Origin of the sequence: Flavobacterium indicum GPTSA100-9 = DSM 17447 (assembly GCF_000455605.1) — a bacterium.
In the GTDB taxonomy this organism is placed as follows: Bacteria; Bacteroidota; Bacteroidia; order Flavobacteriales; family Flavobacteriaceae; genus Flavobacterium; species Flavobacterium indicum.
The window spans coordinates 1,881,827-1,897,953 of the sequence record NC_017025.1; the positions used below are offsets into that span (position 1 = coordinate 1,881,827).

The window sequence follows — 16,127 nt, forward strand, 5'->3', positions numbered from 1 at the left end:
TTTGCAAAGGTAGCCTCTTTTTAGAGAATTGCAACCCTTAACTTATTTTATATTATTTTTTTAAATACGTTTCAAAATGTTCTAAAATGCGTCCGTATTCATCAATCCACGAATAAGTTTCTTTAAACCCATGGGCTTCTATAGGATACGAAGCCAAACTCCAATTCTTTTTCCCTAATTCAATGAAGCGTTGACTCAATCGAACAATATCTTTATATTCCACATTGTCGTCGACCATACCGTGCAACATCAATAAATTTCCTTTTAAGTTTTCAGCATAATAAATAGGAGAACTTTTTTTATACGCCTCCGGATCGGTTTCAGGGAAATTCAAAATATTACCTGTATAGCCATGGTTGTAATGTGCCCAATCGGTTACCGAACGCAAGGCTGCTCCGGCCTTAAATTCGTCGGGTTGAGTCAATAGAGCCATTAAGGTAATGAATCCGCCATACGAACCACCATAAATTCCAACTCGTTTCGAATCAATTCCGTAATTAGAAACCAATAGCTTTTTACCATCAATTTGATCCGACAAATCTTTTCCACCCATGAATCGGTAAATTCCCGTTCTGTGGTCTCTTCCATACCCATCACTCGCACGATAATCAATATCTAAGACAGTATAACCTTTATCAGCTAATAAATTATGGAACATATATTCTCTCACATAGTTACTCCAAAAGTTATGTGCATTTTGCAAATAACCCGCTCCATGAACAAAAATAACTGCTGCTCCATTTTTTACTTCCGCTTTGGGTTGGTAAATTCGCGCATACACGTCTTTTCCATCTTGTGCTTTAAAGGAAATTACCTCAGGAGTTCTCCAATTGTATTGCTTAAATTCTGCTGATTGTGATTGTGTAATCGGTTGTAATTTGGCATTCGTTACATTGGAACTCCAATACAAATCCCACGGTTGGTTTTTATACGAATAACGAACTACAAGGGATTGTTCATTGGGACTCAATTTAACTTCATGCGCTCCGTCTTGAGTCAAGATAGGTTGAAGCTTACCTTCTGCAATTGCCAATTTATAGAATTCTCGGTTACCTGGATGGTTTTTATTTGCTGAGATGTAAAAGTTTTTTTTATCTGCCGATAACACAACTTGGCGTACTTCCCAATTCCCTGAAGTCAAGGCTTTACTCGTTTTAGTTGACAACTGATAGGTATACAAATGCGAATAGCCTGTCTTTTCCGATTGAAAATAAACCGTTTCGTTATCACCTAAAAAACCTAACGTTCCATTTGAAAACGAATACGAAGGGATGCCCGGCCCGGCAATCCAAGCTTCGTCGTGCTGGTGATCAATTTCAGTAAAAGTATTATTGGATAAATCAACAGAAATCAGCCATCGGTCTTTATTGTCCATACTTCTTAAAGAAAGTACAGCATACGTTCCTGTTTCATTAAACAAGGTTTCGTCTATATACAATTCTTTAACCTTCTCTTTTTCCTGTTTTAAGTTCTCATATTCCTTATAGTATTCGGGAAATTTGGTTACCCCCGATAATTTTGAAAAATCCATATAATACAAGGTATCTTTAGCTACATTGTAAATTCCATATTTCATTTCAAAAATATTTTCGGTAGAAACCTTCTCCTTAGTATCACGCGAAGCATTATAGCCATCGGCCGTAATAAAAACTTCCATCTTTTCTGCCGCTACTTCTGGTTCTTTATAAGAAGAAAAAGTAACGAATTTACCTTTTGGATGTATCGCCCAATTCACCAATTGTAACTTATTGAAATACTGTGGTTTTGGTGCTAATTTAGGCAAGTCTTTCGTTTTACTTTCCTGCCATATTTTTTTTGCTTCTTGGTCGTTGATGTATTGAAACAACTCTTTTTGTTGGTCTTTTAAAAATGAAGTCGACGCCTCTTCTTTTTTGGGCTCTTTAATTTTAAAGAAATTAGTCAATTGCAATACGCTTCCTTCTTTACTATTGAACTGAATAAAATTGCCTTTTTGCTCTAAAAAAAACACACCTTTTTCAATACCTAGAACAAAACTTGCTATTCCATCTGGGTGTTGAAAGAGTTTCTTTTTTACTTTAGATTTACTATCGTAAGAAAACAAAATTCCTTTATCCAAATAATAAAAGGTAGTGGCATCCCATCCTTTTTGAAAACGCATTTTCGAAAAATACGCTTCTTCATTGGAAGCCAACTCGGGTTTTTTCATTCCCTTTTTCCAGAAATAAGTACTGTTCCCCCACTCTTTATTCGGATTCCATTCAAAATAAACTTTTTCACCATCAACCGACCATCGGTGATTTTCAGGTTGAAACCCAACAAAGGCATCACCTTTCATGATATCTTCTAACTTTAATTGTTGACTTTGACCCCAGAACGATTGAGCTACTACAAAAGCAACTAAACAAAACTTTTTCATTAATCTTGATTCTCTATACTTTTATATGCATCAATAATTTTCTTCACTAAACGGTGACGCACAATATCTTTATCATCTAAATAAATAATTCCAATTCCGTCCACATCTTTTAACACCAATAAAGCTTCTTTTAACCCTGAAATGGTTCGTCTTGGTAAATCCACCTGACCGGGATCACCGGTGATTATGAATTTGGCATTTTTTCCCATACGCGTTAAGAACATTTTCATTTGCGAATGGGTGGTATTTTGAGCTTCATCTAAAATCACAAAAGCATTATCGAGCGTACGCCCACGCATGAAAGCCAACGGAGCAATTTGAATAATTCCTTTTAAAATATAATCTTCAAGTGTTTGTGGCGGAATCATGTCGCGTAACGCATCATATAATGGTTGCATATACGGATCTAATTTTTCTTTCATATCACCCGGTAAAAAACCTAAGTTCTCCCCTGCTTCAACGGCAGGTCTGGTTAAAATGATTCGTTTAACTTGTTTTTCTTTTAATGCTTTTACGGCTAAAGCCACACCAGTATAGGTTTTCCCTGTACCCGCAGGCCCCACTGCAAACACCATATCGTTTTTACGCACATATTCAACTAATTTTTGTTGATTCGGCGTCATGGCTTTGATTAATTTACCTCCTAGACCATGAACCAAAATTTCATCTTTGGAATCCATTACACCTGTTTGTTGGGCATCGCCTTCAATAACACGCATAATTACATTATCGTCAATTTGATTAAATCGAGAAAAATGCGTCATTAATCGACGGAAACGGGTTTCAAATTCATCTAATATTTCTTCTTCACCAAAAGCTTTTAACGTGGTTCCGCGTGCCACAATTTTTAATTTAGGATAGTATTTTTTTATCGATTCTAAGTGACTATCATGTGCGCCCCAAAACTCTTTAGGTGCAATGTTTTCTAATTCAATAATTCTTTCGTTCAAAGGCAATAATTTTAATTGTTTTATATCTATAAAAAAAAGAGTAGTTTTGTATCACTCAAATATAACAAAAACAAAGTTTCGTTTTAAAAGAAGTTATAAACAATACGATGTCAATAATTACGCTTATTTCTGATTTTGGATTAAAAGACCATTATGTTGGGATTTTAAAAGGTAAAATCTATTCCCAATTCCCAGAAGTGAACATCGTTGACATTTCGCACTTCGTTTCCAAATTCAATATTTTTGATGCCAGTTATCTGCTAGAGGTTTCGTACCATCATTTTCCAAAAGGTACAGTACATGTTATGGCAGTAGATGCGGCCCAAACACAAGACACGAATCATGTGGCACTGTTGTATGACGGACATTATTTTATTGGGGCAGATAATGGGGTTTTTGGACATTTAACGAGTAAAATGAAGGCAGATAAAATGGTTCAAATTAACATTCACGACCGCATTCCCAATGGCTCTAGTGATTTGGATGTTTTTGCTGCTGTAGCGGCACATTTGGCTAAAGGTGGCGCCTTAACCGTTATTGGAAAAGAAATTGAGGAAGTGAAACAATTGTATCGTTTGAATGTAATTGTAGATGAAAACCAACAATTCATCAAAGGTAATGTGGTGTATATTGATGATTTTGGAAATTGTGTGACCAATATTTCTCAAAAACAAGTAGAAGAACTAGCAAAAGGAAGAAATGCAAGCCTTCGATTTTTCAATAAAAAAATTGATAAAATCAGGAAAAGCTATACCGATTTTAAGAAAAACGACCAAATTTCATTGAAATCTCACGAAGGAAATGCTTTAGCCATCTTCAATGAAGCCGGATTTTTAGAAATCGCCATTTACAAAAGTAATCCCGAATCAATTGGTTCTGCTTCTTCGCTTTTAGGTCTTCGTTTTAGAGATGTGGTAACGGTTGAATTTGAATAGAAAGAAAGAATTAATTAAATTGAAGTAGTAGACTTAAAGAAAAACTATGTTTGTACGAATCGTTAAAATGCGTTTTCAAGAGGATAAAATTGAGGCGTTTTTAGAAAATTTTCACGAAGTAAAAAATCACATTAGAGGATTTGAAGGCAATCAATTCTTAGAATTGTATCGTGATAAAGAGGACCCAAGAATATTTTTTACCTACAGTTATTGGGATAAAGAAGAAAGCTTGGAAAACTATAGAAATTCCGATTTATTCAAAGAAGTTTGGGCCTTTACCAAAGCTTTGTTTAGCGACAAACCAGAGGCTTGGAGTGTAGATAAATTGGTTACGTTAGACTAATTTTTTACCTCCATGTTGAATTTAAGATTTTTATAACGAATCGTCTGGTTGTAAACACCAACTTATATGAATCTTTTTTATACTTTTACGCAAATTATACTTTACTAAATGAAAGCACTTTTATTACGTGAAATAAAATCATTCTTTGGTTCTCCAATAGGGTATTTAGTGATTGCTATTTTCCTGTTGTTAAACGGACTATTTCTTTGGGTTTTTGAAGGCGAATTCAATATACTTAACTCGGGGTTTGCCGATATGAGTCCGTTTTTCAAATTGGCGCCTTGGATTTTAATTTTCTTAATTCCGGCGGTAACCATGAAAAGTTTTTCGGATGAGAAAAAACAAGGAACTTTAGAAATCCTTTTTACCAAACCTTTGAGTTTATGGGAAATTGTAAACGGTAAATTCTTTGGGGCATTTTTATTAATCATCATTGCCATTATTCCTACTTTAGTATATGTGTTTATTATTTCTGATTTTACCTTAGCACAAAGTGAATTTGATTACGGAAGTACCATTGGTTCGTATTTTGGATTATTGTTTTTAATTGCAGGTTATACCGCTATTGGAATATTTACTTCAACCTTATCAGACAATCAAATTGTGGCGTTTATTGTAGCCGTATTTTTGTGTTTCTTTTTCTATTTTGGGTTTGATGGATTGGCCAATTTATTTGGAAACTTCAATTCATTTGTAGCTTCATTTGGAATGGATTTTCACTTTAAAAGTATGAGCCGCGGGGTAATTGACACCCGTGATATTGTATATTTTATTAGTATTACCGTATTGTTTATGGCCGCTACAGTATATCAATTAAAATCTTTAAAAGCATAATGAAACAGTCAAAGAAAAATAATTTAAAACAATTAGGACTTTTAGCGGCTGGATTATTCCTTTTAAACTTCGCTAGCCATTATATTTACAAACGTTTTGATTTAACGCAAGACCAACGCTATACCTTATCTGAAACGACCAAAAACATTATTGATGGCGTGGACAGTCCTTTAATCATTGATGTGTTTTTAGAAGGTAATTTCCCTGGTGAATTCAAAAAACTACAAGCCGAAACACGACAGTTGTTAGAAGAATTTAGTGCCTACAACTCCAACATCACTTTTCAATTTGTCAATCCGATTGAAAAAGAAGAAGAACGCGTAGCTACCATGAAAAAGTTCTACGACAAAGGTATGTTACCAATTAACGTAACTTTAGAAGAAAAAGGAAAACAAACCCAAGAAGTGGTTTTCCCATGGGCCTTGGCGAATTATGGCGACAAAGGTGCTAAAGTACAACTGTTGAAAAACATGATGGGGGCTTCTACGGAACAAAAAGTGGTGAGTTCCGTGCAACATTTAGAATATGCGTTTGCAGACGCCATTAATAAAGTATCCAAAGAAAAGCAAAAGAAAATTGCAGTTATTAAAGGTAATGGTGAGCTGGAAGATATGTTTATTGCTGATTTCTTAAAATCGGTACGTGAGAATTATTACATCGGACCCATCACATTAGATTCGGTTGCCAAACAACCGAATGAAACACTAAAAGCCTTAAAAGAATACGACTTAGCGATTATTGCTAAACCTACGGAGAAATTCTCTGATGAAGAAAAACAAGTGTTGGATCAATTCATCATGAAAGGGGGTAAAACTTTATGGTTGGTAGAACCGGTACAAGCGGAATTGGACAGTTTATACAACGCTTCGGGAAGTACTTTAGCCGTGAATCGTGATTTGAATTTAACCGATATGTTCTTTAAATACGGATTGAGAATTAACCCACAAATCATCAAAGACGAACAAGGTGCTCCGATTGTTTTATACTCAGGAAATCAAGGAAGTGAATCCCAAAAAGAACAATATCCATGGCGTTTTTCTCCTTTTGTTTATTCTACGTCAACCCATCCCATTGCTAAAAACATTGAAGGCGTGAAATTTGAATTTGCTTCTCCTATTGAATTGCTTAATGGAGGGGTTAAAAAAACAGTTCTATTAGAAAGTTCTCAATTTTCTAAAACCATTGGATTGCCTTTCCCAATTAATTTAGGAATGGTTACCGAAGAAACGTCTCCAAAAGACTATACAAATGGCGGATTTATTCCTTTAGCCGTTTTATTAGAAGGTTCATTTACGTCTATGTATAAAAATCGGGTTTTACCTTTTAAAGAAGCCGATTACAAAGACCACAGTGCACCTACGAAAATGATTGTTATTTCGGATGGAGATGTTATTAAAAACCAATTAGATAGAGGAATGCCGTTGGAATTAGGTTTTGATAAATGGACGAATTTAATGTTTGGAAACAAAGAATTTATGCTAAACAGTGTAAATTACTTGTTAGATGATACCGGACTTATTAACATTAGAAGTAAAGAAATTCGTTTGCCTATGCTAGACAAGCAAAAAGTATATGACAATTATACCTTTACTCAAATGCTAACTGTTGCATTACCAATAGTTATCTTAGCCGCATTCGGATTTGTATTTACCTATTTAAGAAAGAAAAAATACAGCAAATAGATGTTAATAACTATTTTTTCAGATATTGTTGTAAACGAATATATTTGTGAAGTCTAAAATTATGAAGATGATGAATTTTATTGTATCTAGCTCTTATTTACTAAAACAATTACAAGTTTTAGGAAGTGTGATTAACTCAAGTAATACCTTACCTATTCTTGATAATTTCTTATTTGAATTAGATAATAATCAGTTAAAAGTTTCGGCTTCTGACTTAGAAACGACAATGTCGGCCACGTTAGAAATTGAATCGAATAGCACGGGAAGTGTAGCTATACCAGCTAAATTATTATTAGACATTTTAAAAACTTTCCCTGAGCAACCTTTAACGTTCACTGTAGAAGATAACAATACTGTCGAAATCAGTTCTAACTCAGGTAAATATGCCATTGCGTATGCTGCTGGAGAAGAATTTCCTAAGGCTGTAGTTTTAGAAGACCCTTCATCAACTATTATTCCGGCTGAAGTGTTAGCTAACGCGGTTGGAAAAACCATATTTGCTACAGGAAACGACGATTTAAGACCGGTAATGAGTGGCGTTTTCTTCCAATTCTCAACAGAAGGATTAATTTTTGTTGCAACTGATGCACATAAATTAGTGAAATATGCTAGAACCGATGTAAAAGCGTCGCAATCGGCTGAGTTCATTATGCCTAAAAAACCATTGAATATCTTAAAAGGAATTTTAGCAGCTTCTGATGCAGAAGTAAAAGTAGAATACAACGATTCGAATGCGACTTTCTCGTTTGATAATTATGTATTAACGTGTCGTTTAATCGATGGTAAATACCCAAATTATGAAGCGGTAATCCCTAAAGAAAACCCGAATAAATTAATTATAGGTAGAACTCAGTTTTTAAACTCAGTACGTCGTGTGGCAATTTTTGCTAATAAAACAACACACCAAATCCGTTTAAAAATTGCTGGAACAGAATTAAACATTTCTGCCGAAGATATCGACTACTCAAACAAAGCAGATGAGCGTTTAACGTGTGATTACCAAGGCGATGACATGCAAATTGGATTCAACTCACGTTTTTTACAAGAGATGTTAAACAACTTAAGCAGCGATGAAATTCAATTAGAAATGTCGTTACCTAACCGTGCGGGTATTTTAACCCCTATTGATGGATTAGACGAAGGCGAAACAGTTACTATGCTTGTTATGCCTGTAATGCTTAACAATTAATCTTTAATTTTCTGTATCATTGGAACTTTGTTTCTAGGATACTTTAAATCTTTAAATAGATAAAGAACTAAACCAACCCTTACTTAAAAAGCCACAAGAACGAATTGCGTAATTGTGGTTTTTTTATTTAAATTATATTCAATTATTTTTTATTTTTAGAAAATTATTACAAATGAATTTATGCAAACAGAAGCTATTTTTGAAAACATTGCAGAAAGAATAATCAAAGAAATAGATAAAGCAGAAGATTCTATCTACATAGCTGTTGCGTGGTTTACTAACAAAAATATATTTAACAAACTGCTTATTAAATCTGAAAAATGCAAAATTCAAATTATCATTTCAAATGATGAAATCAATAATAATTCATACGTAGATTTTGATTTATTAACTAATAAGAAAGCATCGATTTACAAAGTAGGAAACGGAGACACTGAATTAATGCACAATAAATTCTGTGTAATTGATTACAACACGGTTATTACAGGATCTTACAATTGGAGCTACAAGGCAGAAAATAATTTTGAAAACATCATTATTCACTCTCAAGATTATGAACTTGCAAATCAATTTGTAAATGAATTTAAGCAAATTGTAAAAAAATATTACCCAAAAACTGAAAATATAAATTTTGATTTATCCATTGATAAAATTATCAAACGATTAGAAATAATCAAAAATTTAATTGTTTTAGAGGAAGTTGAAGAAATAGATACTAACACAAAAAAATTAAAAGAGCTTTCAATTAATGAAGACTTAGAATCTATTTTTTATAGTTTAACCAATAAAGAATACTCAACAGCAATTGAATTAATTCAAAAATATATCTCAAACTTTCAACAATTAATAATTTGGGATGATCCCGAAATTTCAAGTTTAAAGTTAGAAATAAAACTTTTGGAGCATGAAATAAATGCTTTTGAAAATGAAAAATTTGATATAGAAAAAACAATTAATGTATTCAATCATCGTCATACCTTAGAATTAGGAGACCTTATTTTAGAAATATTAAATTTAAAAAAGACACTTTTTAAAGACCAAAAAGAAAAATTTAAAGAAGCAGAAGAAGATTTCAACAATTATAATAATTATTATAAAAACGAAATACAAAAAGAAGTTTTTGAAATAACTATTGAGGAAAAAAAAGAGTTAAAAAGGATTTACAAAAATGCTTCTATTTTATGTCATCCTGACAAGTTCATTAATGAACCTATTGAAATACAGCAACAAGCAGAGGAATTATTTAAAGAACTTAATGAAGCCAACAGTAAAAACGATATTAAACGGGTAACTGAAATTTTAGAAAATTTAAAAAAAGGAATTTTACAGCCAAATGTAAGTGGTAAAATCAGTGATAAAGAACGGTTAAGAAAAACTTTGATTCAACTAAAAAACAAACTGACTCAATTAGAGAAAAATTTAAAAGATCTAAAAGAAAGTAAAACATACCAAAGCATAATAAACATTAACGACTGGGATATTTATTTTGAACAAAATAAAGAATTATTACAAAAAGAACTAAAAGATTTGAAAGATGGAGAACAACAGATTAATACCTTTAAACAATAGTTTAGCTCTAAACCAAACAGGAATAGTTCTTGATATTACCAAAAAACTTACTCTTAATCAAAATAGAAAATTGGTAAAGGAAATATTTAATAAAAACCCAAGTCTTTTTATCAATCTCATAAGTTATTATTATCCACTAAATATAAAATTTCTGGAAAAATATGTTAAAAGTTGGAATTGGCATACTTTAAACTTTAATGAGAATTTTCCTTGGTCAATTGAATTAATACAAAAATTTGATAATCACTGGGATTGGAATTACTTAAGTGAAAATGAAAAAATTTCTTGGTCGATTGAATTAATAGAAGAATTTGAAAATAAATGGAATTGGGATAAATTGAGTAAAAATAATAGTATTCCATGGGCAATTGAATTAATACAAAAATTTGAAAACAAATGGAATTGGGAAGAATTAAGTAGAAATAAAAACTTACCATGGTCGCTTGAATTAATTTCAAACTTTACAGATAAATGGGATTGGCAAAATTTAAGTTGGAATGAAAGTTTACCTTGGACAATTAATTTAATAGAAAAATATAAAGACAAATGGGATTGGGGCTTTTTGAGTTGTTGTGAAAGCATACCTTGGACAATTAATTTAATTGAAAAATATGAAGACAAATGGGATTGGAACTTCAATTTAAGTAGAAATAGAAATCTTCCGTGGTCCATAGGGCTAATCAGAAAATATATAACCATATGGGATTCATATTGGTTAAGTTTAAATGAAAATCTTCCATGGTCATCACATCTTATAGAAATATTTATTGATAAATGGGATTGGTATTGGTTAAGTAGAAATGAGTCTTTACCTTGGTCAATAGAGTTAATTGAAACTTATATTGACAAATGGGATTGGAAGAGTTTAAGCGGAAATGAGTCGTTACCATGGACAGTTGAATTAATTGAAAAATATTATGACAAATGGGATTGGGGTTATTTAAGTTCCAATGAATCTTTACCTTGGTCAGAAAGTTTAATAGAAAAATATCGAGAAAACTGGCACTTCCACCCTAATACTCCATTTAGTTCCACAATATCAAGAAACACTAAACTTCCATTAACTAAAGTGTTAATTGAGAGATATTTAGATAAATGGTTTTGGGGTTACTGGCCTGGAGGTTTTGAAGGTTTATCAAGTAATTCAGGGATAATTTTATCAAGTAATGAAATTGAAATATTTGATAAATATTGGGATTGGCCGGCTTTAAGTAATAACAAAAGTGTAACATGGACTATTGATATAATTCATCAATTTGCAGAAAAAATAGAATCATCACCATATATATGGGATACGATAAAAGAATATGTTGATGATGTTTTAATTGAAGAAGTTTTAAAAGAAATTAAAAATGAGTGACATAAAAATTGCAGGGAACTTAACTATTAAACATTGGGAAAAAACTAAGAAAAAACTCAAACCCAATTACAATCATTATTGGGATCAGGCATACGATTTTTTTGAATTACGAATTTGCACAAGATATTTAAAGCCTATAGATACTATTTTAAATATAAAATCTAACAATGGAGAAGGTTTTGCTGTAGTTAATTTACAATGTTCACTTATTGAAATGATTGAAAGTTTTGTAAATGGCTGGATAAATGAAGAGAATAAGTGGAAGAGAAATAATGTTGTAATAACAAATTCAGATATTGGGCTGTTAAAAAAAACAAAAGACCCTATAAAAAATGTCGGCGTCTTTATTTCATTTTTCAAAAATAGAAGTGTTTTTCAAAAATATAATATTGAAGGTGATAAGTTTTTTTGGAATGTTCGTTGCGCTTTATTACACGAAACACAAACAAAAAATAAGTGGAAAATCAGAAAAGACATAGATAAAACAGGATTATCATATTTAGAAAAGAAAGAGGAAAAAATTATTTACAGAGAAAATTTCCAAAGAGATTTAAAATTATTAATTGAAAATTACAAAAAAACAATAGTAAATGGAGGTAATTTCGATGGGATTCCAGCATGCGTATTAAGAGAGAACTTCATTTCAAAATTCAACCACATTTGTAAACAATCATAACAATGTCAAAACTAACCGCAATTTTAGCATGGGGTTCTTTAATTTGGGACCCTAAAGATTTAGAATATAATAAACAATTAGGTTGGGTTTATGACGGTCCAGTTTTACCCATTGAATTTGCAAGGATTTCAAAAAATGGTAGATTGACATTAGTTATTACTGAAAATGGTACTTTCAATAAAACTTTCTACACATTTGCTAATATGAAATTAACCTTTGAAGAGGCTATTGAAAATTTAAGAAAAAGAGAAGGATGTAACAAAAAAGATATTGGTTTTTACAAAGCGGAAACCGATGAATTTCACTGTGAAGATTTCAAGTTTAAAGAAGAAATCAGAAACTGGTCAAGCGAAAAGAAAATTAAAAATATCATATGGACAGATTTACCTGAGAAATGGAGTTTTAATAACGAAAAGGATGAAACTGTAAATGTAAATCCAAACGAAAGAATCGAATATTTGAAAAATTTAGCAGGTAAAAAAAAAGAACTTGCAGAAAAATATATTAGAAATGCACCTAAACAAGTTAAAACCAAATACAGAAATCTGATTGAACAAGAACTAGATTGGACACCAACAATAGAAAACAATAAACCTTATGTTAATGAATTGGTTTTAGTTGACCATAGATTAACATTTTCTAAAATGGGTTCAATTGGAGAATTTAGTTGTTTAAAATGTTATCATACAGAAATGGTTGCTTCTTATACAAGATTAAGTGAAGGCTACCAATGTCAATCATGTGGAAAGTTTCATAACATAGAAAGAAGTGTAGAACTTCCAACTTGTAATTGTGGAGGAGAATTAGAACGAAATAAACCTTTATTTTGCCCAAAATGCAAATCATTTTCAGTAAAATTTAGTTTAAAATATTTTGGTTAATTCATAAGTTAAAAATTCATACTAATAAACTACTTTCCAACTATAGCCCCGATTGAAGCGGTTACCGTGTAAAAGCGAAAAGCGGGACTGGACTTCTTTGAAGCACCACTCTCCTGCTCCTAAAAAAAATTGATTCCCGAATTATTCTATACTACTAACTAAAGAAGTATCTTTGCAAAAAAATTGGTCATTATGATTCCACAAGATACTATTGTTGCGTTAGCGACGCCTTCGGGTGCAGGTGCCATTGCGGTTATTCGTTTGTCTGGAAAAGAGGCAATTTCTATTGCTGCGGAAGTTTTTCAATCGGTTTCAGGTAAAGACATAAGCAAGCAACGTACGCATACTATTCATTTGGGGCATATTGTTTCGGAAGGTAAAATTTATGACCAAGTGTTGCTTTCAATTTTTAAAGGACCGAATTCTTATACGGGTGAACATGTGGTGGAAATTTCTTGCCACGGTTCTACTTTTATTCAGCAACAAATTATTCAACTTTTACTTCGTAAAGGTGCGAAAATGGCTCAGGCGGGTGAATTTACGTTACGTGCTTTCTTAAACGGTAAACTCGATTTATCTCAGGCGGAAGCGGTAGCCGATTTAATTGCTTCCGACAATGAGGCGAGTCACCAAATTGCCATGCAACAAATGCGCGGTGGGTTCAGTAATGAAATTGCCAAATTGCGTGAGGAATTGTTGAATTTTGCTTCGTTGATTGAACTGGAATTAGACTTTGCAGAAGAAGATGTGGAGTTTGCGGATCGTTCGGCGTTTCATGAATTGCTAAACCGCATTGAGTTTGTGTTAAAACGTTTAATTGACAGTTTTGCGGTGGGGAACGTGATTAAAAACGGGATTCCGGTTGCGATTGTAGGCGAACCAAATGTGGGGAAATCGACCTTATTGAATGCCTTATTGAACGAAGAACGTGCGATTGTTTCGGACATTGCGGGTACGACACGAGACACTATTGAAGACGAATTGGTGATTAACGGTATTGGCTTCCGTTTTATTGATACGGCCGGGATTCGTGAAACGAAGGATGTGGTGGAAAGTATTGGAATCCAGAAGACGTTTGAAAAAATGGAACAGGCGCAGGTGGTGCTGTTTTTAGTTGATAGTTCACAGTTCACTGCTGACAGTATAGAAAATCTGAAAATTGAAATTGAAAAGGTAAAAAACAAATATCCTACTAAAGCCATCGTCGCTATTATCAATAAAGTAGATTTATTGTCTGAGGAAGATGTGAAAAGTATTCAAGAACAACTTTCGACTTTTGACGTGCAACTTTCGACTATTTTTATTTCTGCGAAACAAAAAATTGGTATTGACGAACTTAAAAACACGTTACTTTCTTTTGTCAACACGGGTGCGTTACGAAACAACGAGACGATTGTTACCAATACGCGTCATTATGATTCGTTATTAAAGGCTTTGGAAGAAATTCAGAAGGTAAAATGGGGCTTGGAATCGCACTTATCGTCTGATTTAATTGCGATTGACATCCGCTCGGCCCTACACTTCTTTGGGGAAATTACAGGTGAAGTCACGAATGATGAGTTGCTTGGGAATATTTTCGCGAATTTCTGTATCGGGAAATAAAAAATCTACTCATTTATTAATTTACCTCTATAACTGATACTAATTCAATTTCATTGTATAGAAAACCCTAACACGTTTATTGTTGGGGTTTTGATTTTTTAGGGAATGACTATTATTTTTACACTTTACGGTTATCCGTAAAATTAGATTTTAATTTATCTATAAATTTGAATTTTTGAGGAGGAATTGACAATAAGTATTGAAAACATAAGAAAAAACATTGTTTTTAATAGCTTAAACTATATTTTTTTTCATATTTTTGAATAAATTTTTCTTTTAAAACTAATATAAGAATTTTATCATTTATTTTAATATTATACTTTCATATTAAAGTGATGATTTAAAAAATAACAACATACAAATAAATTTATCTCAATTAAAATAAATGGCATTAGACCTAAATTACTTAGAGAATGAAATAATTGATCAATTTCTATTTGATGATTCAAAAAGACCATGGATTATTGGCTTTAGTGGAGGGAAAGATAGTACAATGTTGCTTCAGGTTGTTTGGAGATCTCTGTTAAAGATTGATCCTTTTTTAAGGCAAACTAGAAGAATTTATATTGTATGTAATGATACTTTAGTTGAAAATCCAAGAATTGTAAAATTTATCAATTCGACTTTATCCAAAATACAAGAAGCTGCAGTTCATTATGAATTGCCAATAACAGTGCATCAAACTACACCTGAATTAGAAAATAGTTTCTGGGTTAAATTAATTGGATTAGGATATCCTGCACCGAATAAATTTTATAGATGGTGTACCGAAAGATTAAAAATTAACCCAACAACAAAATTTATCACTGAAAAGATTAATGAAAATGGTGAAGCGATAATTTTGTTAGGAACTAGAAGTGCTGAAAGTTCTGCTAGAGCTGCTTCTATAAAAAAACACGAGGTAAAAGGTCAACGTTTAAGAAAACATCAATTACCAAATTCTTATGTTTATGCTCCAATAAAAGATGTTACAACAAATGAATTATGGCAATATTTAAATCAAGTGCCACCACCATGGGGAGGAACGAACAAAGAGTTAATCACTTTGTATAGGAATGCTAATGCTGGAGATTGTCCATTAGTTATTGATGAATCAACTCCTAGTTGTGGTAATAGTAGATTTGGATGTTGGACATGTACTGTTGTCAATAAAGATAAAAGTATGGAAGGACTAATTGAAAATGGAGAGGAGTGGATGTCTCCATTAATGGAAATTAGAAATTTTTTAGTTGAAACTAGAGACAATCCAGAAAAATATAGACAAAAAGAGAGAAGAAACAAAACAATATCTGAAAACCTTTGGGGGCCTTATACTTTTAATACAAGGGTTGAAATATTGACCAGAATTTTAAAAGCGCAGAAAAACATTCAAAAAGAAGAAGGTGTAGAATTAATTACACATCAGGAAATGGTTTTAATACAGTATTATTGGTATAGAGACTGTTTCTTTAAAACAAGGGTATCGGATATTTATAATTCTATTTACAAAACTAAAATCGATATGAGTAAACAAGAAGAAAAATTCAAACAAGAATCTGACTTATTGAAAGAATCTTGTAAAAATGAACAGAAAGATGTTGACTTAATTCAAGATTTGTTGGCATTACAAAAAACAAAAACCTTAATGATTCGTAAACGAGGTTTACAAGCTGATATCGAAAATAGACTTGACCAGTATCTTGAATCGGATAAAAAATCTAATAATTAA

The 16,127-nt window shown here is 32.2% G+C and carries 13 protein-coding genes; 11 read left to right on the forward strand and 2 right to left on the reverse strand.

Going from position 1 to position 16,127, the window contains the following annotated elements; translation table 11 throughout:
* Nucleotides 1-52: 52 nt before the first annotated feature.
* Together KQS_RS08735 and KQS_RS08740 are read right to left on the reverse strand one after the other, a co-directional pair.
* Nucleotides 53-2,398 carry a S9 family peptidase gene (locus KQS_RS08735; RefSeq protein WP_014388822.1) on the reverse strand — a complete coding sequence of 782 codons (2,346 nt, stop codon included), beginning with the start codon at nucleotides 2,396-2,398 and terminating at the stop codon, nucleotides 53-55.
* Complete coding sequence (locus KQS_RS08740) at nucleotides 2,398-3,348, reverse strand: PhoH family protein (RefSeq protein ID WP_014388823.1); 951 nt, start codon at nucleotides 3,346-3,348, stop codon at nucleotides 2,398-2,400. The genes KQS_RS08735 and KQS_RS08740 overlap by 1 nt, the downstream gene beginning before the upstream one ends.
* A gap of 107 nt (nucleotides 3,349-3,455) precedes the next feature.
* Here KQS_RS08740 and KQS_RS08745 point away from each other — a divergent pair, with 107 nt between their 5' ends.
* From KQS_RS08745 to dndC, 11 genes are all read left to right on the forward strand, one after another.
* Nucleotides 3,456-4,283 (forward strand): SAM hydrolase/SAM-dependent halogenase family protein, encoded by an 828-nt coding sequence (locus KQS_RS08745; RefSeq protein WP_014388824.1) that lies wholly within the window; start codon nucleotides 3,456-3,458, stop codon nucleotides 4,281-4,283.
* A 46-nt stretch (nucleotides 4,284-4,329) separates the two neighbouring features.
* Entirely contained in the window at nucleotides 4,330-4,626 is a 297-nt protein-coding gene (locus KQS_RS08750) for a putative quinol monooxygenase (protein ID WP_014388825.1), read from the forward strand.
* A gap of 108 nt (nucleotides 4,627-4,734) precedes the next feature.
* Nucleotides 4,735-5,460: a gliding motility-associated ABC transporter permease subunit GldF gene (gene gldF, locus KQS_RS08755; RefSeq protein WP_014388826.1), complete on the forward strand. Its 726-nt coding sequence runs from the start codon at nucleotides 4,735-4,737 to the stop codon at nucleotides 5,458-5,460.
* Nucleotides 5,460-7,142: a gliding motility-associated ABC transporter substrate-binding protein GldG gene (gene gldG, locus KQS_RS08760; RefSeq protein WP_014388827.1), complete on the forward strand. Its 1,683-nt coding sequence runs from the start codon at nucleotides 5,460-5,462 to the stop codon at nucleotides 7,140-7,142. The genes gldF and gldG overlap by 1 nt, the downstream gene beginning before the upstream one ends.
* A gap of 70 nt (nucleotides 7,143-7,212) precedes the next feature.
* Entirely contained in the window at nucleotides 7,213-8,331 is a 1,119-nt protein-coding gene (gene dnaN / locus KQS_RS08765; RefSeq protein WP_041252066.1) for a DNA polymerase III subunit beta, read from the forward strand.
* Between the two features lie 180 nt (nucleotides 8,332-8,511).
* Nucleotides 8,512-9,900, forward strand: a complete 1,389-nt coding sequence (locus tag KQS_RS08770; protein WP_014388829.1) for a phospholipase D-like domain-containing protein — start codon at nucleotides 8,512-8,514, stop codon at nucleotides 9,898-9,900.
* Complete coding sequence (locus KQS_RS08775) at nucleotides 9,866-11,260, forward strand: hypothetical protein (protein ID WP_014388830.1); 1,395 nt, start codon at nucleotides 9,866-9,868, stop codon at nucleotides 11,258-11,260. The genes KQS_RS08770 and KQS_RS08775 overlap by 35 nt, the downstream gene beginning before the upstream one ends.
* Nucleotides 11,253-11,936: a hypothetical protein gene (locus KQS_RS08780; RefSeq protein ID WP_014388831.1), complete on the forward strand. Its 684-nt coding sequence runs from the start codon at nucleotides 11,253-11,255 to the stop codon at nucleotides 11,934-11,936. Before KQS_RS08775 ends, KQS_RS08780 begins: the two co-directional genes overlap by 8 nt.
* Before the next feature lie 2 nt (nucleotides 11,937-11,938).
* Nucleotides 11,939-12,817, forward strand: coding sequence for a hypothetical protein (locus tag KQS_RS08785; protein WP_014388832.1), 879 nt, complete (start codon nucleotides 11,939-11,941; stop codon nucleotides 12,815-12,817).
* Between the two features lie 192 nt (nucleotides 12,818-13,009).
* On the forward strand, nucleotides 13,010-14,419 hold the full coding sequence (gene mnmE, locus KQS_RS08790) for a tRNA uridine-5-carboxymethylaminomethyl(34) synthesis GTPase MnmE (RefSeq protein ID WP_014388833.1): 1,410 nt from the start codon (nucleotides 13,010-13,012) through the stop codon (nucleotides 14,417-14,419).
* A 385-nt stretch (nucleotides 14,420-14,804) separates the two neighbouring features.
* Entirely contained in the window at nucleotides 14,805-16,127 is a 1,323-nt protein-coding gene (gene dndC, locus KQS_RS08795) for a DNA phosphorothioation system sulfurtransferase DndC (protein ID WP_014388834.1), read from the forward strand.

Bases quoted from the DNA above. Each gene is read 5' to 3' on its own strand.
- KQS_RS08735 (WP_014388822.1), bottom strand. From the start codon at position 2,398: ATGAAAAAGTTTTGTTTAGTTGCTTTTGTAGTAGCTCAATCGTTCTGG.
- KQS_RS08745 (WP_014388824.1), top strand. From the start codon at position 3,456: ATGTCAATAATTACGCTTATTTCTGATTTTGGATTAAAAGACCATTAT.
- KQS_RS08750 (WP_014388825.1), top strand. From the start codon at position 4,330: ATGTTTGTACGAATCGTTAAAATGCGTTTTCAAGAGGATAAAATTGAG.
- gldF (WP_014388826.1), top strand. From the start codon at position 4,735: ATGAAAGCACTTTTATTACGTGAAATAAAATCATTCTTTGGTTCTCCA.
- gldG (WP_014388827.1), top strand. From the start codon at position 5,460: ATGAAACAGTCAAAGAAAAATAATTTAAAACAATTAGGACTTTTAGCG.
- dnaN (WP_041252066.1), top strand. From the start codon at position 7,213: ATGAATTTTATTGTATCTAGCTCTTATTTACTAAAACAATTACAAGTT.
- KQS_RS08770 (WP_014388829.1), top strand. From the start codon at position 8,512: ATGCAAACAGAAGCTATTTTTGAAAACATTGCAGAAAGAATAATCAAA.
- KQS_RS08775 (WP_014388830.1), top strand. From the start codon at position 9,866: ATGGAGAACAACAGATTAATACCTTTAAACAATAGTTTAGCTCTAAAC.
- KQS_RS08780 (WP_014388831.1), top strand. From the start codon at position 11,253: ATGAGTGACATAAAAATTGCAGGGAACTTAACTATTAAACATTGGGAA.
- KQS_RS08785 (WP_014388832.1), top strand. From the start codon at position 11,939: ATGTCAAAACTAACCGCAATTTTAGCATGGGGTTCTTTAATTTGGGAC.
- mnmE (WP_014388833.1), top strand. From the start codon at position 13,010: ATGATTCCACAAGATACTATTGTTGCGTTAGCGACGCCTTCGGGTGCA.
- dndC (WP_014388834.1), top strand. From the start codon at position 14,805: ATGGCATTAGACCTAAATTACTTAGAGAATGAAATAATTGATCAATTT.